This window comes from Streptosporangium sp. LJ11, assembly GCF_051918945.1.
Classification (GTDB): Bacteria; Actinomycetota; Actinomycetes; order Streptosporangiales; family Streptosporangiaceae; genus Streptosporangium.
Window position 1 is genome coordinate 1 of sequence record NZ_JBPXMB010000021.1, and the last position, 19751, is coordinate 19751.

At 72.7% G+C, this 19751-nt stretch carries 15 protein-coding genes; 2 read left to right on the forward strand and 13 right to left on the reverse strand.

Translation table 11 applies throughout. The features are described 5' to 3' along the window. On the forward strand, positions 1 to 668 hold a 668-nt coding region (locus ACTOQ3_RS28435), incomplete at its 5' end, for an RNA-guided endonuclease InsQ/TnpB family protein (protein WP_440086466.1). 331 nt (positions 669 to 999) lie between these two features. Next, positions 1000 to 2289: an ABC transporter ATP-binding protein gene (locus ACTOQ3_RS28440; RefSeq protein WP_362845700.1), complete on the forward strand. Its 1290-nt coding sequence runs from the start codon at positions 1000 to 1002 to the stop codon at positions 2287 to 2289. 90 nt (positions 2290 to 2379) lie between these two features. On the opposite strand, the gene ACTOQ3_RS28445 is transcribed toward ACTOQ3_RS28440, so the two are convergent. The 13 genes from ACTOQ3_RS28445 to ACTOQ3_RS28505 form a co-directional block, all read right to left on the reverse strand. Next, positions 2380 to 3108, reverse strand: a complete 729-nt coding sequence (locus ACTOQ3_RS28445; RefSeq protein ID WP_440086467.1) for a hypothetical protein — start codon at positions 3106 to 3108, stop codon at positions 2380 to 2382. Between the two features lie 232 nt (positions 3109 to 3340). Next, entirely contained in the window at positions 3341 to 3979 is a 639-nt protein-coding gene (locus ACTOQ3_RS28450) for an amino acid-binding protein (protein WP_440086469.1), read from the reverse strand. Between the two features lie 94 nt (positions 3980 to 4073). After that, on the reverse strand, positions 4074 to 5351 hold the full coding sequence (locus ACTOQ3_RS28455; protein WP_440086470.1) for a right-handed parallel beta-helix repeat-containing protein: 1278 nt from the start codon (positions 5349 to 5351) through the stop codon (positions 4074 to 4076). A gap of 172 nt (positions 5352 to 5523) precedes the next feature. Then, a complete protein-coding gene (locus tag ACTOQ3_RS28460; protein ID WP_440086471.1) occupies positions 5524 to 6555 on the reverse strand; it encodes a methyltransferase in 1032 nt (343 codons plus the stop codon). 98 nt (positions 6556 to 6653) lie between these two features. Continuing rightward, positions 6654 to 7970, reverse strand: a complete 1317-nt coding sequence (locus tag ACTOQ3_RS28465; RefSeq protein WP_440086472.1) for an MFS transporter — start codon at positions 7968 to 7970, stop codon at positions 6654 to 6656. Next, complete coding sequence (locus ACTOQ3_RS28470) at positions 7967 to 12550, reverse strand: non-ribosomal peptide synthetase (RefSeq protein ID WP_440086473.1); 4584 nt, start codon at positions 12548 to 12550, stop codon at positions 7967 to 7969. The genes ACTOQ3_RS28465 and ACTOQ3_RS28470 overlap by 4 nt, the downstream gene beginning before the upstream one ends. Next, positions 12547 to 13221, reverse strand: a complete 675-nt coding sequence (locus ACTOQ3_RS28475; protein ID WP_440086474.1) for a DUF6875 domain-containing protein — start codon at positions 13219 to 13221, stop codon at positions 12547 to 12549. Before ACTOQ3_RS28475 ends, ACTOQ3_RS28470 begins: the two co-directional genes overlap by 4 nt. Next, complete coding sequence (locus ACTOQ3_RS28480; protein ID WP_440086475.1) at positions 13218 to 14678, reverse strand: FAD-dependent oxidoreductase; 1461 nt, start codon at positions 14676 to 14678, stop codon at positions 13218 to 13220. The genes ACTOQ3_RS28475 and ACTOQ3_RS28480 overlap by 4 nt, the downstream gene beginning before the upstream one ends. Continuing rightward, positions 14675 to 14797, reverse strand: coding sequence for a hypothetical protein (locus ACTOQ3_RS28485; RefSeq protein ID WP_440086476.1), 123 nt, complete (start codon positions 14795 to 14797; stop codon positions 14675 to 14677). Before ACTOQ3_RS28485 ends, ACTOQ3_RS28480 begins: the two co-directional genes overlap by 4 nt. A gap of 329 nt (positions 14798 to 15126) precedes the next feature. Further along, the gene (locus ACTOQ3_RS28490) at positions 15127 to 16203 is read right to left on the reverse strand and encodes a LacI family DNA-binding transcriptional regulator (protein ID WP_440086477.1); all 1077 of its coding nucleotides are present in this window, start codon (positions 16201 to 16203) and stop codon (positions 15127 to 15129) included. Further along, positions 16193 to 17809: a glycoside hydrolase family 13 protein gene (locus ACTOQ3_RS28495; RefSeq protein WP_440086478.1), complete on the reverse strand. Its 1617-nt coding sequence runs from the start codon at positions 17807 to 17809 to the stop codon at positions 16193 to 16195. The genes ACTOQ3_RS28490 and ACTOQ3_RS28495 overlap by 11 nt, the downstream gene beginning before the upstream one ends. 50 nt (positions 17810 to 17859) lie before the next feature. Next, positions 17860 to 18753, reverse strand: a complete 894-nt coding sequence (locus tag ACTOQ3_RS28500) for a sugar ABC transporter permease (RefSeq protein ID WP_440086479.1) — start codon at positions 18751 to 18753, stop codon at positions 17860 to 17862. Beyond that, positions 18750 to 19739, reverse strand: a complete 990-nt coding sequence (locus tag ACTOQ3_RS28505; RefSeq protein ID WP_440086480.1) for a carbohydrate ABC transporter permease — start codon at positions 19737 to 19739, stop codon at positions 18750 to 18752. The genes ACTOQ3_RS28500 and ACTOQ3_RS28505 overlap by 4 nt, the downstream gene beginning before the upstream one ends. Between the last annotated feature and the right edge of the window lie 12 nt (positions 19740 to 19751).

Here is a 19751-nt window from a genome sequence, read left to right on the forward strand (position 1 = left end):
TGTCGTGCGAGGACGTACCCGCCGAACCGCTTCCCGCGACCGGCGCGGTCGTCGGCATCGACCTGGGGGTGGCGTCGGTGGTCACCACCTCCGACGGCGACCACCTCGACAACCCGCGCCACCTCTTCGCGTCCGCCGATCGGCTCGCCGCCGCTCAGCGGGACCTGGCGCGTAAGAAGCGGGGCTCTGCGCGGCGCCGTAAAGCCGTGGCGCGGGTCGCGGCCCTGCACGGCAAGGTGCGCCGTCAACGCCTCGACGGCGCGCACAAGGCGACCCTGCGCCTGGTTCGCGACTACGACGTCATCGCCCACGAGGACCTGCGGATCGCCAACATGACCCGCTCGGCGTCCGGCACGGTGGAGACATCCGGCCGGAACGTCGCGCAAAAGTCCGGCCTCAACCGCAGCCTCCTGGACGCGGGTTGGGGGGTGTTCCTGCGAATCCTCGCGGACAAGGCTGAAAGCGCCGGTCGAGAGCTGATCGCAGTGAACCCCCGAAACACCTCCCGCACGTGCGCCGCCTGCGGCCACGTCGCGAAGGAGAACCGCCTCACCCAAGCCGGGTTCCACTGTCAGCGGTGCGCTCATACGGCGCACGCCGACGTGAATGCGGCGATCAACATCTTGAGGGCAGGGCTTGCCCTTCGCGACGTCGCGCAAGCGGCTTAACGAGAAGCCGCTCCCTTCAGGGAGCGGAGGAGTCACCAAGCAGTCACCCCACCATGCGGCTGAACCGGGCGCGAACCGATCGGCGTCCGGCGCCCTCTATGAAATTCGTTTCTGCAACTTTTCGCAAACTGTAACATTTCAACCTTCGTGCTGGCGCTCCGGTAAAGGCTTGGTGTCACGACCGACCGTCACGCCCGGGAACGGAGAAGTAACCATTAGATGAGCGATTTCTAACGACATCTATGGACACACGGGCAAGTGTCGCGATGTACTACCTCATCAATCACACAGCTGGGATCCGGGCGGGGGCGTCCGGGAGGAACGAGCGCGCATGAGTACCGTCGTCCTCGACAACGTGAGCAAGGTATACCCGGGTGGATACCTCGCGGTCGACCGCATGAGTCTGCGCGCGGAAAACGGGGAGTTTCTCGTTCTGTTAGGCCCTTCCGGCTGCGGCAAATCCACCCTGCTCCGGATGATCGCGGGTCTGGAGGAGGTCACCGAAGGGGACCTGTGGCTGGGCGGCACGCTCGCCAACGAGCTCGCTCCCCGCGACCGCGACGTGGCCATGGTGTTCCAGAACGGGGCGCTCTACCCGCACCGGACGGTACGCGGCAACATCGCCTTCCCCCTGGAGATCGCGAAGGCCGACCCCGCGATGGTCAGGGAGCGCGTGACGGAGCTGTCCAAGGCGTTGCACATCGACGAGACCCTGGAACGGCGCCCTGGAACGCTCTCCGGCGGCCAGCGCCAGCGCGTGGCGATGGGCCGCGCGATCGTCCGCCAGCCCTCGCTCTTCCTGATGGACGAGCCGCTCTCCAACCTGGACGCGGGCATGCGCACCGAGCTGCGGATGGAGATCTCGTCGCTGGTCCGCTCCCTCGGGGTGACCACGATCTACGTGACGCACGACCAGGTCGAGGCCCTCACGCTGGCCGACCGGATCGCCATCATGAACCGCGGCGTCCTGCAGGACGTCGGCACTCCCGGCCAGGTCTACAACGACCCCGCGACCGCCTTCACCGCGGCCTTCCTCAGCTCCCAGCAGATCAACCTGCTCGCGGCCACCGTACGGACCCCGCAGAACCAGTTCATCCTGCTGGACTTCGGCCCGCACCAGATCATGATCCCCTGGACCGATCCCAGGGCGTACGTCATCTCCCAGCACGTGGGCCACCAGATCATCGTCGGCCTGCGCCCGGACTGCCTGGCCCCGGTCCCCGACAGCTTCGAGGGCCCGACCTTCCTCGGCCGCGTCCGCGCCCTGGAGTACCACGGCCACGAGTGGCTCGCCTACGTCGAGAGCGGGCTGACCTCCGTGGCCGTGCCCGAGCCCCCCGACCCCCGGCACAAGGCCAACGGCCTGGGCGTCCCCCTCGTCGGCGGGCGGATCCGCTCGGTCCTGCGGCGGCTGATGCCCGGTGGCGTGTTCGACGAGGACGCCGAGCCGCAGCAGCAGCAGGAGCACGTCAGCGGCCACCACCGCCGGGCCGACCTCATCGTCCGCCTGGGCTCCCGCCCGGTCTGGCGGTCCGGAGAGCCCGCCAGGGTCGGCGTCGACGTCACCCGCCTGATGCTCTTCACCATGGACGGCGCCCGCATCGACCCGCCGCAGCGCTGACGCGGCGCCGCCCCGGAGCCGCCCACGGCGGCGGGGCGGTGCGGCGCCGGCCGTACGGGGCCCCCTCGCCTGCCGCGGGAGATGAGGCGGTCAGACCGGCCTGATCGTCTCGCCGATCCGGTCGAACAGCTCCTGCTTGCCCCCGGTGTCGGTGCTGAGCGTGACGATGCAGGTCCGGTCCTCGACCGGCACGTAGTACTGGGTGCCCCGGACGTTGACGCCGTTGGTCTCGAACGAGTAGACGAGCCGCGCCACCTCCCTGGAGCCGATCCGCACCTTCCCCGTCTCGATGACCTTGGCGTTGAGCTGTTCCAGCTGGGATCTGGTCTCCCTGAGCAGCTGTTCCGTCGGGATCTGCCGGCCGGCCTGGCAGAAGGCGTTGAGGTTGGTGGGGAAGCCGTTCCTGGAGGTCTTCGCCGAGTCGGTGTCCGACGCCCAGATGCCGTTGTTGTCGACCAGGGTCTGCAGGCTCTTCTTCGCCTGTTCCAGCGTGGGACCCGACAGGCCGCTTCTCTTCAGCCCCTTGTCGAGATCGTCCTTGGTCAGGTCGAGCGCCACCCATTCCTTCGGGACCGCGACGGTGACGCCGTTGGCGGGTCCCCCGATCCGTTTGAACCCCTCCGGCACGGGTGCGGCGCTCCCCGGGGAACCGGTACCGGGGGTGGCGCTCTGCCGGGGGCCGGGACTTCGCTCGAGGTCGGAGTCTCGCACCGGGACCGCGGAGGCGGCGTCCGTGACGGCCGGGCTCCCCCCGCAGGCCGTGGCGGCTCCCAGGCACAGCCCCAGCAGGATCATCGTCACGTGGTGGCGCTCAGGCATCAGGCTGCCCTCCTCGCGGACCCGCGGGGGCCCGGTACCGATACGACCAGCGGCGTCTATCGGGGGGAGATCTGATGCGGGTGTGCGCGACGGCCACCGTCCCGCCGGGCGGACCCGGCCGCCCACGGTGGACGGGGCCGGGCACGACGGACAAAGGCGCGGTCACCGCAGGTGGCGCCGAGCCACTCCTAGCCTTCCTACCCCATAACCGACATATCGGAAACGCGGGGACTTAAGAGGATCGACTCATGATGGAGACGATCTCCAGGACACGGATGGCACGGTCCAGCTCCGCGCGGTGGAAGGGCGGGCCGTCGGCCCTGGCCAGGACCAGGTGCCGGCTCGTGTCCGGCACCGGGAGGCTCATCAGCTGGTGCCGCCCGGAACCGAGGACGGCGGGGCGCAGCGTGGCGAGGTCGGCCGCCTTGACGCCGACGAGGCCACCCGTCTCGTCGAGGGCCACCGGAGCCTGCCAGCTGCGATGGACGAGATCTTCGCTCTCCGGCGACAGGATCACCGCCCACTCGGCGCTCACCAGGTCGGGCATGGCGTCCACGAGGGTGGCGAAGGCCCTGCCGGGATCGGCGGCGACGTGCTTCAGCAGGTCGTAGTCGGGCGCGGTACCGGGTATCTCGCGGGTGGGCCAGACGCCCTCGACGCGCATCCCGGGAACGCCGGAGAGGCGGTCCCTGACCGTCTCCGCGTCCACGGTGCCGGGCCAGGAGACGGTGAAGTCGTCCACCGCCCGGCCGAGCTCGCGTTCCAGGACCGTCACCTGGAGGATGTCCGCACCCAGCGTGCCGAGTACCCGGGCCGCCTGGCCCAGTGCGCCCGGCCTGTCCGGGAAGGAGACACGTAGCCGCAACATCATGCCGATCACCTCGCTCTGCGCACCAGACTGTCCTAGCCAGGTTTCACGAAGGTTCCGGGGAGATGTCCAGAATAAGACCCAAAACGGGTAAAAGTCAGGACTGATAGGCCCCGGCGGCGGGGGTCGCGGACAGCGTGGCACCGGAGAGGTCGCGGGCCAGGCCCGCCCCGCCGTACCAGGTGGGGCCGAGCTTGACGCCGCGGCCGAGCGCCGGGGAGCCGGGGAGCAGGCGCAGGTCCGTCCGGCTCCTGAAGCGGGGGTCGGCCATGATCGACCGGGGGCCGAGCTTGAACTTGCGGGAGCGGCCCTTGTAGACGCCGGCGTCCTCGTCGGCCCCCTTGCCGTCCTCGAAGCCCACCTCGCCGCCGACCACGATGATGTTGTTGCGCAGCTTCAGGATCGCCGGGGAGCAGCCGTCGTGGCAGGCCCAGCCGAGGGTCTTACGGGCGGGCAGGTAGACCGAGTTGTGCACCGCGACGGTGCCCTTCACCGGCCCGACCACGTGGCCGGCGCCCCGGGTGACGAGGAAGGAGCCCCTGCGCGAGGAGGTGACCACGTTGTGGGCGAAGATGTTGCCCCCGGCGGTCTTGCCCTTCTGCGCGCCGAGCTCGACGAAGGTCTCGTTGTTCCTGGCGATGTTGTGGGTGATCCGGTTGCGGTCACCGTTGAACACCTCCACCGCGGCGCCGTCGGTGCCGTAGTCCTTGCTGCTCGCGTAGCTGCCGGTGATCACGTTTCCGGTGACGAGGTTGTCGTCGCCGTTGAGCAGCACGCCGAACGCGCCGGAGTCGTCGTCGCCGCCCTCGTCGTTGACGCTCATGCGGTTGTTGTCGCTCAGAAAGCTGTTCTTGACGACGTTGCGCGCGCCGACGAAGTGGACCCCGGTGATGTTGCGGTCGGCGATGACGCGGTCGAGCTCGTTGCGGCTGCCGCCGACCTCGAAGCCGGCCCACCGGCAGTTGCTCGCCCGCACCCCCACGACCCGCACGTAGGAGCCCGAGATCACCACGCAGGCCGCGTCCCTGCCGCTGATCCTCGGGGCCGCGCCCTCGCCGTACGGCTCGACCGAGATGGGGCCGGCGGCGGTGCCCCGGCCGGACAGCGTCAGCGCGCCCGGCCAGCTGCCACCGCGCTTGAGGCGCACGGTGTCGCCGGGGCCCAGGGTGGCGGCGTTGACGTTGTCCAGGCTGCGCCAGGCCGCCGCGGCCGAGGTCCCGGCGGCGGAGTCGTCTCCGGACCTGGAGTCGACGTAGTAGACGGTGCCCGCCGCGGCCGCAGCCGTGGCCGCGGTGGCTCCGGGCACGGCGACGAGCATGTTTCCCGCCATGAGAGCCCCCGCCACGGGAGCGGCCCACAGCCTCGTCGATTTCATTCTGGTACGCTCCATCGCCGTCACCGCCAGTACGTCAGCGCAGATCTTCGCACACCTGGGGTTCACTCAGCGATCCGAGCGCAGGACGCACAGCCGGTCGTTACCTCCGCTTCACGCCGGCGGGCCGGGAGGGCCGCTTCACTCGGGCGGGCCCGGTCGCCGTCCGTGCGGCTCACGCCCTGGTGGCGATGATCAGAAGGTGGGCCGGGGAGCGCGTCAGGACGTACTCCTGCGGTCCGTGACAACCGGCCTCGGCGAGCCATCGGGTGATCGTCTCCGGGGAGTACAGCCGCCCGCCCTGGGTGTGGTGCAGGTTGAGCTCGAAGAGCGGGGTGAAGGCCCGCGCCGCCGTGTCGCCCGGATGGCCGGGATCCCGGTCGAGGACCAGCACGACCCCGCCGGGCCGAAGCGTGCGCGCCGCGGCCCGCAGCAGGGCCGAGGCCTGCTCCTCGCCGAAGCCGTGCAGCAGGTTGAACAGCAGCACGGCGTCCTGGTCCCGGTACGGAAGATCGCCCAGGATGTCCCCGGCGAGGAGGGTGACGCGGTCGGCCATCCCCGCCGAGGCCACCGCCGGGCGGCCCGCCTCGATCCCCGAGGGCAGGTCGACGACGGTGGCGCGCAGGTCCGGCCGGTCGCGGCAGTAGGCGATGCTGTAGCGGGCGTGCCCGCCGCCCAGGTCGAGCAGCCGGGAGGCGCCGCCCGGCAGGGGGGCGACGGCGGCGATCTCCTCCGCCAGCCACCCCGCCTGGTCCTGGAGCAGCCGCTGGAAGCGGGCCAGCACCTCGGGGCGCCCGGCCAGCCAGGCGTAGAAGTCGGCGCCGCGCCTGCCGGAGCGCACCGACTCCTCCAGCCCGCCCCAGAGCCCGGCCAGGACCTCCTGCCAGAACAGCAGCGTGTTGCCGTACCCGCCGAGCAGCGGGCGGGACACGGCGGTGAGCGCGTACCCGCCGGCCTCGGAGGTCACGTACCCGGTCGCGGCGAGCGCGCCGAGCAGGACGCGCAGGCCGTCCCGGTCGGCGCCGAGCCCGGCGGCCAGTTCGGTCAGCTCTCTGGGCCCGTCCGCCAGGGCCTCGAACAGGCCGAGCCGGAGCCCGGCCGCGGCGGCGTGCGCCGACATGGCGCCGATCACGTCGAGATGCGGACCGGGCGCCTCTCCGCTCTCCAGGTAGCGGCGGGCTTCCTCGGGTGTCAGGTGCAGCGGCATCGGACCTCGTTCGTAAGGGTCGCGGTTCGTATGGGCGGGGTGCGTGAGGGTCGCGGTTCCGAAGGTTTCTCGCGGGGACGCGGTCCCGGGGGCGGGGGTCAGGAGACCGGGGCGGGCGCGGTGTCCGTTCTGGGCGCGTCGGGGATCTCGCGCTCCAGGCGGCGGAGCCGGGGAAGGACGAAGGTCGTGACCGCGAGGACGACGAGCAGCAGCCCGTCGACCAGGAAGATCAGGGCGGTGCCCCTGCCGGGGCCCGTCCCGATCAGTTCCCCGACGCTCCCGGCGAGCGCGCCGCCCGGCATCAGCAGGGGGCCGGTCAGATGCTCGGCGGCGGGCGCGGCGCTCAGGTAGGCGATGGGCATCGCGCACTGGGACAGGGTGCGCGCCGTGGCGAGCACCCTGCCGAGCGCCCCCGCCTCCGTCTTGAGCTGCAGGACCGTCATCACGCAGCCGTTGACCACCGGCAGGACGAACAGGAACGCGGGGGCGACCACCGCGATGAGCACCACCGAGGGCGACAGGCCGTGCGCCGCCAGGGCGAGCCCGCCCGCCGCCATGAAGAGGCTCATCCCGGTGATCCTGCGGCGCGGCCCTCCCCACAGGCCCATGACCAGGCTTCCCGCGAACAGCCCCGCCCCACCGGCGAACACCAGCACCCCGAGCGTGGCGGGCCCGGTGAACGACAGGATGAGCGGGCGGATCAGCACCCCCGCGACGGCGAACACGAGGTTGAACGCGGCGAAGACCGCCAGCAGGGGGAACAGCCCGTGGGAACGCAGGTGCCGCAGCCCGAAGAGCAGGTCGGTGCCCAGCGACGGCGGGCTCGCGACGGTCTCGGGCCGGGTGACCGACCTGGGCAGCCTGGTCGCCAGGACCACGACCGTCGCGACGGCGAACGACAGGAGGTCCAGCAGGAGCACCCCGCGCAGTCCCACCACCTCCAGCAGCGTCCCCGCCGCCACCGGGGCCGCGATCTGCAGCCCCCAGGTGGCCTGCATCAGCCCGTTGGCCCGGCCCAGGTGGCGTTCGGGGACCAGCAGCGGCGTCATCGCCTGGTAGACGGTGAGGTGGAAGGTCCCGCAGATCGCGCCGACCGCGGTGGCGACGTAGACGTGCCACACGGCCAGGCTCTGCGCCTGGACGATCAGCAGCAGCGCGGCCGTCGACAGCGCCGCCCCGCAGTCGCTCAGCACGAGCACCCGCTTCCTGTCGAAGCGGTCGACGACCACCCCGGAGAAGGGGGTGATGAGGATGCCGGGCAGCGTGGCGCAGAGCATGGTGAGGGCGAACTGGGTCTCGGATCCGGACTCCTGGTAGACCCAGACGCTGAGCACGAAGCCGGTGAGGCTGGAGCCGATCACCGACACCAGCTCGGCGGACCAGATGCCGGCGAACCTGAGCGCGTCGGCTCTCAACGGAGCCCTCCTTCCGCGGACGTCCCGGTGGACGTCCCGGTTTCGGCGGACGTCCCGATGGACGTCCCGGCGGGTTTCTCGGTGGAGGCCTCGGTGGAGGCCTCGGAGGGCGTCCGGGGAGACGTTCCGGAAAGGAGTCCGGGGCACGTTTCGAGGAACGCGAGATAGCGGCCGATCAGGGCGGCGCCGGGCGGCGGGCAGGTGAACGAGGTGTCGAACCTCGGTCCGCGCGGTCCCGGCGGCTTCTCGCCCAGATCGGCGGCGAACGGTCCCATGGCGACCGGCTCGCCCGTGGCGGAGCGCCGCAGGATCTCCGCCCGCCAGCGCTCCCAGGGGACGAGCCCGACGTCGTACCCGTGGTCGAGCAGGGCCGCCGCCATCTGCCGGTAGGTGATCCCCTCGGCGTCGAAGTAGTGGAAGTCGCGCCCCGCCGACGCCGGGTCCAGCAGCCTCGCGGCGATGGCGGCGGCGAGGTGGTCGACGGGGACGACGTCCTCGGTGACCGGGATGTCGGGCACCATGCGGAGCTGGACGAACGTGGCGAGCAGCCGGTTGAGGTAGTCCGCGGGATCGCCCCTGCCGGTGAGGCTGTGGCCGCCGACCCGCGCGGGCCGGTGGACCGTCACGGGCAGGCCGTGCTCGCGGGCCCGCCGCGCCACCGCGTCGGCGACCCACCTGGTCTGGTAGTACGGGGAGTCCAATCCGGCGGGGTCGTCCGGGGCCTCGTCCTCGGTGATCGGGCGGTCCTCGCCCGCCCGGCCCAGGTACACGCCGAGGGTGGAGACGGCGTGCAGCGGGGTCGGCCGCAGGTGCGCGGCCAGCCGGACCATCTCCACGGTCCCGCCGACGTTCACGGGGCCGAGCATCCGGTACGGCTGGACGAAGTTGACGATCCGCCCGGTGTGGCAGATCAGGTCGCTCCCCTCCGCCACGGCGTCGTGGACGCCGGGCTCCAGCCCCAGCCGGGGCGCCGTCAGGTCCCCGGCCAGACCGGTGACCCTCTCCCGGTAACCGGGTCTCCAGAGGCCGTGCCTGGTCAGGACGTCACGGACCCGGCCGGCGGCGGCGTGCCCGTCCCCCGCCCTGACCAGGCACACCACCTCGGGAACGCCCCGGTCGAGCAACTCGGCCAGCAGGTGCGCCCCGAGAAGGCCCGTCGCCCCCGTCAGCAGCACCCGCTCGGGCCACCCCGCCGCCCCGCCCGGCGCGGAGCCGGCCGGGCGGAGGACGCCGCGCGCGTTCCCCGGTACGCCGGACACGGGACCGGGCGCCTCGCCCCCGTCCCCCGGTACGCCGCGCGCCGGGGCGAGGGCGTCGCGCACATCGCCGGGCAGCACGGCCAGCGCCCTCAGGTCGTCGTCGCCGAGGGCCGGTTCCGGCGTGGCCGCGGAGGCCGCGAACTCCGCCAGGTCGGCCGTCTCGAAGAGACCGCCGAGGGAGAGCTCGGCCCCGGTCTCCCCGCGGGCCTCGCCGAGCACCCTGGCGGCCAGCAGCGAGGAGCCGCCGAGGGCGAAGAAGTTGTCGTGGCGTCCCACCCGGGGAAGGTCGAGCACCCGGGCCCACACCCCGGCCAGCGCCGTCTCCAGCGGGCCGCGCGGCGGGACGTATCCGGGCGCGTCCCGCGAGGCGTCCGGGAGCCGCCCGGTGTCGACCTTCCCGTGCGGTGTACGCGGGATCTCGTCGAGCGGTATGAGCACGGCGGGCACCATGTGCCGGGGCAGCCGCTCGCGCAGGAAGCCCCGAAGCTCCTCGGGGTCGGTGGTGCGCGGCGCCACGTAGCCGACGAGCCGGTCTCCCTCGGGGGAGGCCACGACGGCCGCGTCCCGCACCCCCGGGTGCGCCGCGACGGCGGACTCGATCTCGGCGGGCTCGATCCGGTAGCCGTTGACCTTCAGCTGCCGGTCGACCCGCCCGAGGAACTCCAGCGTCCCGTCGGGCAGGTATCTGGCCAGGTCCCCGGTCCGGTACATGCGGGCCCCCTCGCGCCCGGCGTGGGGGTCGTGGACGAACCGCGCCTCGGTCTCCTCCGGCCGGGCGACGTAGCCCCGGGCCAGGCAGTCACCTCCCAGGTGGAGCTCGCCCGGCGTGCCGGTGGGCGCCAGGCCGCCCCTGCGGTCGAGGACGTACGCGCGGACGTGCGGCAGGGGGCGCCCGATCGGCAGGTGTTCCCGCCCGGCCGCCTCGGCGCCGTCGCGGGTGCGGTGCACCGTGGCGCACACGGTCGCCTCGGTCGGGCCGTAGTGGTTGAACAGCTCGACCCGGCCGCCGGTGGCGGCGGCCCAGGCGCGGACCGCCCAGAGCGGCACCCGCTCCCCCCCGACCATCATCGTGGTGACCGGCCAGCCGTCGGGCACCGCTCCGGGCGCCAGTCCGGCCGCCCACCCGCGCCACAGGGAGGCCGCGGTGTCGACCGCGGTCACGCCGTGCCGCGCGCAGAAGCGCACCAGTTCCGGCCCGTCGAGCAGGGCGGGGTCGGGATGCAGCACGACGGCGGCCCCCGAGCACAGGGCGGGGAACACGTCCCCCACCGAGGCGTCGAAGGTCAGCGGCGGCAGCATCAGCACCCGCCCGCCGGGCCCGAACCCATGGATGTCGCGGAACGACCCGGTCAGCCGGGCGAGGGTCCCGTGGGTCACCATCACCCCCTTGGGCCGCCCGGTGGACCCCGACGTGTAGATCACGTACGCGAGGTCCTCCGGTCCCGCGGGCGGCACCTCACCGAGGTCCCCGAGGCCCCCGGGGTCCCCGGCCTCCTCCGCGGCCCCGGCGGTGAGAACCGCGCCGGGGTAGCCCGCGAGCGCGTCCCGGTGCTCGTCGGAGGTGACGGCGGCGACCGCCCCGGCCTCCAGGAGTATCCCGGCGATCCTGTCCGGCGGGTCGGCCGGGTTGAGCGGCAGGTAGGCGGCCCCCGCCCTCAGCGCGGCGAGCAGGGCGACGACGGCGTCCTCGCCGTTCGGCAGGACGACGGCGACGACGGACTCGCGCCGGGCCCCCGCCTCCCTCAGCCGCGCCGCCAGCCGCGCCGAGCGGCGTTCCAGCTCGCCGTAGCCGATCGTCCCCGCCTCCGAGACCAGCGCGGGAGCGGCGGGGGTCTCGGCCGCCCACCGGGCGATGAGCTCGTGGACCGCCGTGAAGTCCTCGGCGGGCCGGGGATCGCGGGGCTCCGGACCGCCGTCGGGCGTGCCCCCGTCCAGGGGCCGCGCGCCCCCCGGGAAACCGCCGTACGAGGCGTCGGGCGTACCGGCGTGGACCTCGTCGTGGAGCGGGATCTGCCAGACCCGCAGGTCCGGCGTGGCGGTGAAGGCGGACAGGAAGACGACGACGTGGCGCAGGAACCGGTCGACGGTGACCTCGTCGTAGAGGTCGGCGGAGTAGTCGGCGTGCAGCTCGATCCCTCTCTCGCTCACGCTCACGACGAGGGTGAGGTCGAAGCGGGCGCCGGGCGAGGACTCGTCGAGTTCCCAGGTCTCCGTGGTGAGGTTCGCCGCCCGCTCGGTGGACCGGCCTCCCTCCCCCATGACGAGCAGCGTCTGGAAGACGGGGTTCCTGCGCAGGTCCCGGGGGGCTCCGGCCAGTTCGGCGATCTCCTCGAACGGCGTCGCCTGGTGGCCGAGCCCCCTGATGACCGAGCCGCGCACGGCCCGCAGGAGCTCGGCCAGGGTGGGGTCGGCCCGCAGGTCCGTCCGCACCGGGATGAGGTTGATGTAGCAGCCGACCGAGCCCTCCAGCTCGATCAGGTGCCGGTTGACCAGGGCGGTCCCGACGACCACGTCCTCCTCGTCGGAGTGCCTGGCCAGGGTGGCGGTCATCGCCGACATCGCGATGACGAACAGGGTGCAGCGCCGCGCCTTGACGAGGGCGTACAGGTCCGCCACCAGGGTGTCGGGCAGCCGCAGGGAGCGGCGGGCCCCGCCCCGTACGGGTTCGCGAGGCCGGGCCCGGTCCTGCGGGAGGGTGGTGACGGCGGGCGCGCCGGACAGGTGCTCGCGCCAGTGGGCCAGCCCCGCCTCGTGCCCCTCCGCCCCCTGCCCGGCGAGCCAGGCGGCGTAGTCGGGGAACTGGGCGGAGACCGGCCCCGGCGGCTCCTCGCCGTCGACCAGGACCCGGTAGCAGGCCCAGAGGTCCTCCTCCAGGATCCCGAGCGAGGGCGCGTCGCACATGATGTGGTGCAGGCACCAGCCCAGGACGTGCTCCCCTGCCGCGAGCCTGATCAGCACGGCCCGGTGCAGCGGGGCTCCGTCGAGGGTGAACCTGCGCGAGAGCACGTCCCTGACGATGTCGCGCGCCCGCTCCTCGTCGGGCGCGTCCACCACCCGCAGTTCCGGCCCGCTCTCCCGTACCACCTGGGCGGGTCCCTCGGCTCCCTCGACGATGACCAGGCGCAGCGCCTCGTGCCGGTCCACGACGGCGGTGAAGGCCGCGCGCAGCGCCTCCGTGTCGAGCGGCCCGACGAGGCGCTGGAAGGTCCAGCAGACGTAGGACGCCCCGCCGGACCCGACCCGGTCGAGGAACCACAGGCGTGCCTGGGCGGGGGTGAGCGGGACGGGCGCGGCGGGGTCGCGGCGCGCGGGCGGTATCACTCGGTCCCCTCCATGACGGCCTCCATGACGATCTCTCGCAGATGGGCGGGCACCCTGCCGTCGAACCGGGTCAGGTACGCGCGCCGGTGGGCCGGGTCCCCCCACAGGAAGGGGAGGTCCGTGGCGACCATGTGGCGGATCGCGAGCAGCGGCACGGGACCGGCCAGGGGGCGCAGCGACGGGTTCCACAGCCCCGGCTTGTCGGGCGGCCCGTCGTGGAACTCCCCGATCATCAGGCCCTCCTCGACGAAGGCGGCCTTCAGCGCGTTCTGCGCGCCGTCGACGAACTCCAGGCGGTCGCGGAGGCAGGGCAGGAGCAGCAGGATCGTGGTGAACACGGCCTCGGGCCCGTCCAGCGGCGCGAGCCGGACGAACCAGGCCCGGTAGGGCTCCACCGCGGCGACGACGTCCTCGACGGTCTCGACGGCGCGGGGTCCCGCCTCGGGCACCGCGAGGTAGAACCTGTTCCGGCTCAGCGAGCCCTGGGCGTACGGGCAGACCGGGCCGTTGCGGCCCAGGTCGGGGTGCGGGCGGCACAGGTAGGTCCCGGCCCAGTCCACGACGGCCCGCAGCGCGTCCCGGTGGGCGAGGACCTCGGGCGGCGGGGACGGGGCGTCGAGGTCGGCGACCTCGATCAGGCGGAGCGACGGGTCGTCGGGGTGCGTGATCATGGGGCCGTCCTCCGTGGTGAGGAGCCGATCCGTACGGCCGCGAGGGCTGCTCCCGCGGCCAGCCCGGCGGCCAGCCCTGCGCCCGACCAGCGCAGCACGCGGTCCTGCCGGTGGGCCCGGCGCAACGCCTCGCCGTAGGGCATGTCGGTGTGCGAGACCATGGTGTAGAGCGGCCGCCACAGGGCGGGGAAGGCGCGGTTCAGCGCGAGGTCGGCCTGCCTGCGGGCCAGCCGCAGCGGTGACCGGGTGCCGTCGCGCAGGTCGGCGAAGTTCCGCTCCGACAGGTCGGCCAGGATGTCGGTGTGCGGTTTGCGCAGCCGTTGGTACTCCTCGAACGCGGCCGCGCGGTCGCCGGGGTGCCGGGCGAGGCAGCCGTCGAGCACCAGGCAGTCCTCCAGGGCCGAGTTCATGCCCTGGCCGTAGAACGGGTAGACCGCGTGGGCGGCGTCGCCCGCCAGGACAACCCGGTCCGCGTGCCGCCAGCGCGAGGTGCGGATGGTCACCAGGTTCCCGACCGGGTTGGCGGCGTACTGCGCGGCCAGGTCGGGCACGAGGTCCACCACGCCGGGGAACGTCCGCCGGAAGAAGCGGGTGACGTCCCGCTCCCCGGCGAGCTCGGCGAAGCCGGGGGTGCCGGAGTGCGGCAGGAAGAGCGTCGCGGTGAGCGAGCCGTCCACGTTGGGGTGGGCGACGATCAGGGCGTTCTCCCCGGGCCAGACGTGCAGCGCCTCCAGCGGGACGCGGGAGCCGCCGCCGGGGGCGGCGGGGATCGTGAGTTCCTTGTACCCCCATTCGAGGAACTCCTGGCGGTAGTCGGCGGCGAGCCCTCGCTGCATGGCGGTGCGTACGGCGGAGAACGCTCCGTCCGCGCCGACCACGAAGTCCGCGCGGGCCTCGCGCGTCTCCCCGGTGGTCGCGTCGGCCAGGGTCAGCTCCCCGCTCTCGCGGTCGACTCCCGCGCAGCGGACGCCGAAGAGGTGCCTCACCCCCTCGTGCGCGGCGGCGCTCTCGACGAGGAGGGTGGTCAGCTCGTCCCTGCGGACCGAGTAGAGGATCTCCCCCGGGTCGGTGCCGTACGCCTGGAAGGCCGCGGGCCTGCCCGGACGGTGGATCATCCGTCCCCGCATGGGCACGAGCCTGTCCCCGAGAGCGTTCCACAGGCCGACGTGCCGCAGGGCGCGGATGCCGCGGGCCGACAGGCCCAGGTTGATCGAGCGTCCCTCTCCGTCGCCCTTGCCGTCGCGCGGGTCGGGGCGCATGTCGTAGACGTCGACCGGGTGGCCGCGGCGGGCGAGGAGGACGGCGAGCAGCGATCCCGCCGGGCCCGCCCCGACGACCGCGGCCCGCGCGGCCCGGTCCCCGGGGGCGGGGCGGGGCTCGGTGGCGGGGTGGGGTTCGGGGCGGCGCGAGCCGCCGGGTAAGTCGGATAAATCGGATAAGTGGGAAACGTCCGTCACGGCGTCTCCTCCGGCTCCACGCCGCGCCACGAGGGCGTGCCCGCGCGGTCGCGGATCGGGACGGTGGACCGGGAAGGATCGGCGGTCATGGCGATCCGGGCGGTATCGTGCACACTCAAACCGGCCTCCTGGGGCGGGCGCGCGAGATCGACGGGTCGAACGAGGGTGAGGTCCCGGGCCGCGGGCGACCCGGATCAAAACGTGCCGAGCGGAAGAACCGGCGGCTCTGACGGCCTTCGCGATGTTCGAGGGGGCCGGCGGCTCTGACGGCCTTCGCACTGCCCGGGAGGACCGGCGGCTACGGTCTTCGCGGTGTTCCGGGGGACCGGCGGCTGCGGCGGTCCTCTCGGTGTGAGGATCTCGGAGTATAGAGATCGACGGGCACACCGGGGAAGCCCGCGACGGTGGCGGAAACGGATCGCCGTGAAACGTACACGGGCGGGGACGTTCAGCGAACGATCTTGGGGCCGGAGCCCGTCGAGCCCCGCACGATGAGTTCCGGCTGGAAGATGAGCTCGGAGTGCTGGCCGGGCGCCCCGGCGACGGCCTCCAGGAGGGTGTGCACGGCGGCGGTGACCATCGGCTGCACGGGCTGGCGCACGGTGGTCAGCGGCGGGTCGGTGAACGCGATCAGCGGCGAGTCGTCGAACCCCACCACCGACACCTCCCCCGGCACCGACAGTCCCCGGTCACGGCAGGCCCGGATCGCGCCCAGCGCCATCAGATCCGAGGCGCACACGATGCCCGTGCAGCCGCGCTCCAGCAGTTGCGCCGCCGCGACCTGGCCGCCCTCCACCGAGAACAGCGAGTGCGAGATCAGCCCGTCGACGTCCGTGACGCCGAGCAGCTGGGACATGGCCTGCCGGTAGCCCTCGATCTTCCTGATCACCGGCACGAACCGGCCGGGGCCGACGGCCAGGCCGATGCGCTCGTGCCCGAGGTCGGCCAGGTGCTGCACGGCCAGCCGCGCCGCGGCCCGGTCGTCCGGGGAGATGAACGGGGCGGGCACGTCGGCGGCGTGCCCGTTGAGCAGGACGATCGGCACGCCCTGCCCGATCAGCTGGGTGTAGCGGTCCGAGCGCGCGGTGATGTCCGCGTGCAGCCCGGAGACGAAGATGATGCCGCTCACCCCGCGCTCCACGAGGATCTCGGTGAACTCGTCCTCGACCGCCCCGCCGGGCAGCTGGGTGCAGAGCACCGGGGTGTAGCCGTGCTGGGTCAGCGTCTTCTCGAAGGCCTGGGCGAAGGCCGGGAAGATCGGGTTGTCCAGCTCCGGGGTGACCAGGCCGACCAGCCCGTTGCTGCGCTGGCGCAGCCGCTGCGGGCGCTCGTAGCCCATCAGGTCCAGCGCCGTCAGCACCGCCTGCCGGGTCGACCGCGACACGCCCGGCTTGCCGTTGAGCACCCGGCTGACCGTGGCCTCGCTCACCCCGGCCTGGGCGGCGATGTCGGTCAGCCTGGCGGTGCCGGTGCCGGTGCCGGTGCCGCCGGCACCGGCACCGAGCTGCCCGGTGCTATGCGGCATCGGGTTCCCACCAGACGGCGGAGTCGGGGGCGAGCCGCACCGTGCCGCCCGCGACGGCCGTCTCCGCGCTGGCCAGCAGGATCCGCCCGGGGGCGGGCAGCTCCACGGGCTCGCCGGTGAGGTTGACCGTGCAGGCGAACCCGTCGCCCCTGGCGAAGGCCAGGGTGCCCTGCGGGGAGTCGAGCCAGGTCAGCGGGGCGTCGTCGAAGGAGCGGCGCTCGCGCCTGATCCGCAGCGCCTCCCGGTAGAGGTTCAGCGTGGAGACCGGGTCGCCGAGCTGGGACGCGACGCTGAGCGGCCCCCAGGAGGGCGGCATGGGCAGCCAGGTCTCCTCGGCGCCGGGCAGGCTGAAGCCGAAGTGCGGCTCGCCGTCGGCCCACGGGAGGGGCACCCGGCAGCCGTCGCGGCCGTGGTCGGGGTTGCGCAGGCGCTGCGGGTCGCGCTGGAACTCCTCCGGCAGGTCGAGGACCTCGGGCAGCCCCAGCTCCTCCCCCTGGTAGATGTAGGCCGAGCCGGGCAGGGAGAGCGTCAGCAGGGCGGCGGCGCGGGAGCGGCGCAGGCCGACCTCGCCGCCGCCGTACCGGGTGAGATGGCGCTTGACGTCGTGGTTGGACAGCACCCAGGTGGAGGGTGCGCCGACCGTCCCGGCCGTCGTCAGCGACTCCTGGATGACCGCGCGGAACGTGGCGGCCTCCCAGGGGGCGACGAGGAAGTGGAAGTTGAACGCCTGGTGCATCTCGTCGGGGCGGATGTAGTTGGCCAGCCGCTGCGAGGAGGGCGCCCACGCCTCGGCGACGCCGATCCGCTCCCCGGGATAGGAGTCGAGCAGCTTGCGCCAGGCGCGGTGGATCTCGTGCACGCCGTCCTGGTCGAAGAACGGCACCACCTCGGTGCCGATCATCCCGACCTGGTCGGCGTGGCCGACGTCGGGCAGGCCGTCCGCCTTGACCATGCCGTGGGCGACGTCGACGCGGAAGCCGTCCACCCCCATGTCGAGCCAGAACCGCAGGATCGACTCGAACTCCGCGTGGACCTCGGGGTTCTCCCAGTTCAGGTCGGGCTGCTGGGGGGCGAACAGGTGCAGGTACCACTCGCCGTCGGGCAGCCGGGTCCACGCGGGCCCGCCGAAGACCGACTCCCAGTCGTTGGGCGGCAGCTCCCCCTCGGCTCCGCGGCCCCGGCGGAAGATGTAGCGCTCCCGCGCGGGGTCTCCGGGGGGCGCCGCCAGAGCCTCCAGGAACCAGGCGTGCCGGTCGGAGGTGTGGTTGGGCACCACGTCCACGATGACCCGCAGGCCGTGCCGGTGCGCCTCGTCGATCAGCGCCCCGGCGTCGGCCAGCGACCCGAAGATCGGGTCCACGTCCCGGTAGTCGGCCACGTCGTAGCCGAAGTCGGCCATCGGCGAGGTGAAGAACGGGGTGAGCCAGACCGCGTCGACCCCGAGGTCCGCGAGGTACGGGAGCCTGCCGCGCACGCCGAGCAGGTCGCCCACGCCGTCGCCGTTGCCGTCGGCGAAGCTGCGCACGTAGACCTGGTAGATCACCGCGTCGCGCCACCATCGGGTGGCGGTCCCGGCACCCCGGTCCGCCCGGACAAGCTCGGTCATATTAAATCCCCCGATCAGATGACATATCAGGACGTTCTAGCACGGTGGTGTTACGACTTCGTGGCACCGGCGGTGAGCCCGGTGACCAGATGCCGCTGAACGAGCAGGAAGACGACCGCCGCCGGAACCGCGATCAGCACCGCCGCGGCGGTGAGCAGGCCCCAGTCCGACCAGTGCTGGCCGACGAACTGCTGAAGCCCGATGCCGAGCGTGCGCTTCTCCTCCTGCGACATGAACACGGTGGCGTAGGCCACCTCGCCCCAGGCGGTCATGAACGAGTAGAACGCGGTGACCGCCAGGCTCGGCCTGGCCAGCGGCAGGACGACCCGCCAGAACGCGCCGAACGGCGTCAGGCCGTCGACCAGTCCCGCCTGGTCGATCTCGCGCGGGATGGAGTCGAAGTAGCTCTTCATCATCCACGCGCAGAACGGCACCGCCACCGTCATGTAGGCGATGACCAGCCCGGGGATCTGGTTGAGCAGCCCGAGGCCCGCCATCAGGTTGTAGAGGGGGACGATCAGGATCGCCACCGGGAACATCTGGGTGACGAGCAGCATCCACATCACCCCGCGGTAGCCGGGGAAGCGGAAGCGGCTGATGGCGTACCCGGTCGTGGAGGCCAGGAAGACGCCGATGACCGTGGTCAGCCCGGCGACGATCACCGAGTTGAGCAGCCAGGTCGGGAACCGCGTCTCGGTCAGCACCCGGACGTAGTTGTCCAGCGAGGGCTGGTTGAAGATCTCCAGCTCGCTGGAGAGCCAGCCGTCGCGCGGTTTGAGCGAGGTCAGGACCAGCCAGACGATCGGGAACAGCGAGGTGACGACCGCGGCGAGCAGGGTCGCGTGCAGCAGGATCGACTTCCCCACGGCGCGTTCCCCGCGCCCCCGGGCGCGCCCGGTCCCGGCCCTGGCCGTGGTGGCCGCGGTGGTGGTGGCGGTGCTCACCAGACCTCCCCTTGCTTGCGCAGCGAGCGCCGGTAGACCACGGCCAGCACGACGAGGAGCAGGAGAATGATCACTCCCCATGCCGCGGAGTTGGAGTAGTTGCGGACGCCGGTGAAGGCCTCGCGGAAGGCGTAGGTGACCAGGATCTCGGTGGAGCTGCCCGGTCCTCCCCCGCTGATCAGATAGATCACCGGGAACATGTTGAACGTCCAGATCGTGCCCAGCAGGACAACCGTGCTCGACACGGTACGCAAGCCGGGAATCGTAATGAAGCGGAAGCGCTGCCACGGCGTGGCGCCGTCGACCTCGGCCGCCTCGTACAGCTCACCGGGGATCGACTGGAGCCCGCCCAGCACGGCGACCATCATGAACGGCACGCCCATCCAGACGTTGACCGCGATGACCGCGATCTTCGCCGTGGTCGGGTCGTCGAGCCAGCCGACCGCGCCCAGGCCGGCGGCCCGCAGCATCGCGTTGATCACGCCGAAGTCGCTGTTGTAGAGGTAGCGCCAGATGAACGCCGAGACGAAGCCGGGGATCGCCCACGGCAGGATGAGCAGCAGCCGGTAGGCCGAGCGGAACCTGACCTTGCGGTTGAGCAGCATGGCCAGGCCGAGGCCCAGGCCGTAGTGGAACGCCACGCAGGCGACGGTCCACACGACCGTCCAGGTCAGCTTCTCCCAGAACAGTCCGCTGGTCAGGATCGCGACGTAGTTGTCGAACCAGGTGAACTCGTAGGTCGAGGGGATGACGTTGACGCCGATCGTCCGGCCGATGTTGGCCTCGGTGGCGTCGGTCAGCGACAGGTAGACGCCCCTGGCCAGCGGCCAGCCGACCAGCAGGCCGGTGACCAGGATCACCGGGGCGACCATGGCCCAGGCGTACCAGTGCCTGCCCAGCGCCCGCCGGAACGGGCCGCCCGGCGGGCGGCCCCGGCCGCGGGCGCCGTCGGCACCCGCGGCCCGGCCCCTGGCCGTGCTGTTCACACGCCCAGTCGA

Coding starts and splice junctions, on each gene's coding strand:
- ACTOQ3_RS28455 (WP_440086470.1), bottom strand. CDS start 5,351: ATGAAATCGACGAGGCTGTGGGCCGCTCCCGTGGCGGGGGCTCTCATG.
- ACTOQ3_RS28445 (WP_440086467.1), bottom strand. CDS start 3,108: ATGCCTGAGCGCCACCACGTGACGATGATCCTGCTGGGGCTGTGCCTG.
- ACTOQ3_RS28450 (WP_440086469.1), bottom strand. CDS start 3,979: ATGATGTTGCGGCTACGTGTCTCCTTCCCGGACAGGCCGGGCGCACTG.
- ACTOQ3_RS28495 (WP_440086478.1), bottom strand. CDS start 17,809: ATGACCGAGCTTGTCCGGGCGGACCGGGGTGCCGGGACCGCCACCCGA.
- ACTOQ3_RS28440 (WP_362845700.1), top strand. CDS start 1,000: ATGAGTACCGTCGTCCTCGACAACGTGAGCAAGGTATACCCGGGTGGA.
- ACTOQ3_RS28460 (WP_440086471.1), bottom strand. CDS start 6,555: ATGCCGCTGCACCTGACACCCGAGGAAGCCCGCCGCTACCTGGAGAGC.
- ACTOQ3_RS28490 (WP_440086477.1), bottom strand. CDS start 16,203: ATGCCGCATAGCACCGGGCAGCTCGGTGCCGGTGCCGGCGGCACCGGC.
- ACTOQ3_RS28475 (WP_440086474.1), bottom strand. CDS start 13,221: ATGATCACGCACCCCGACGACCCGTCGCTCCGCCTGATCGAGGTCGCC.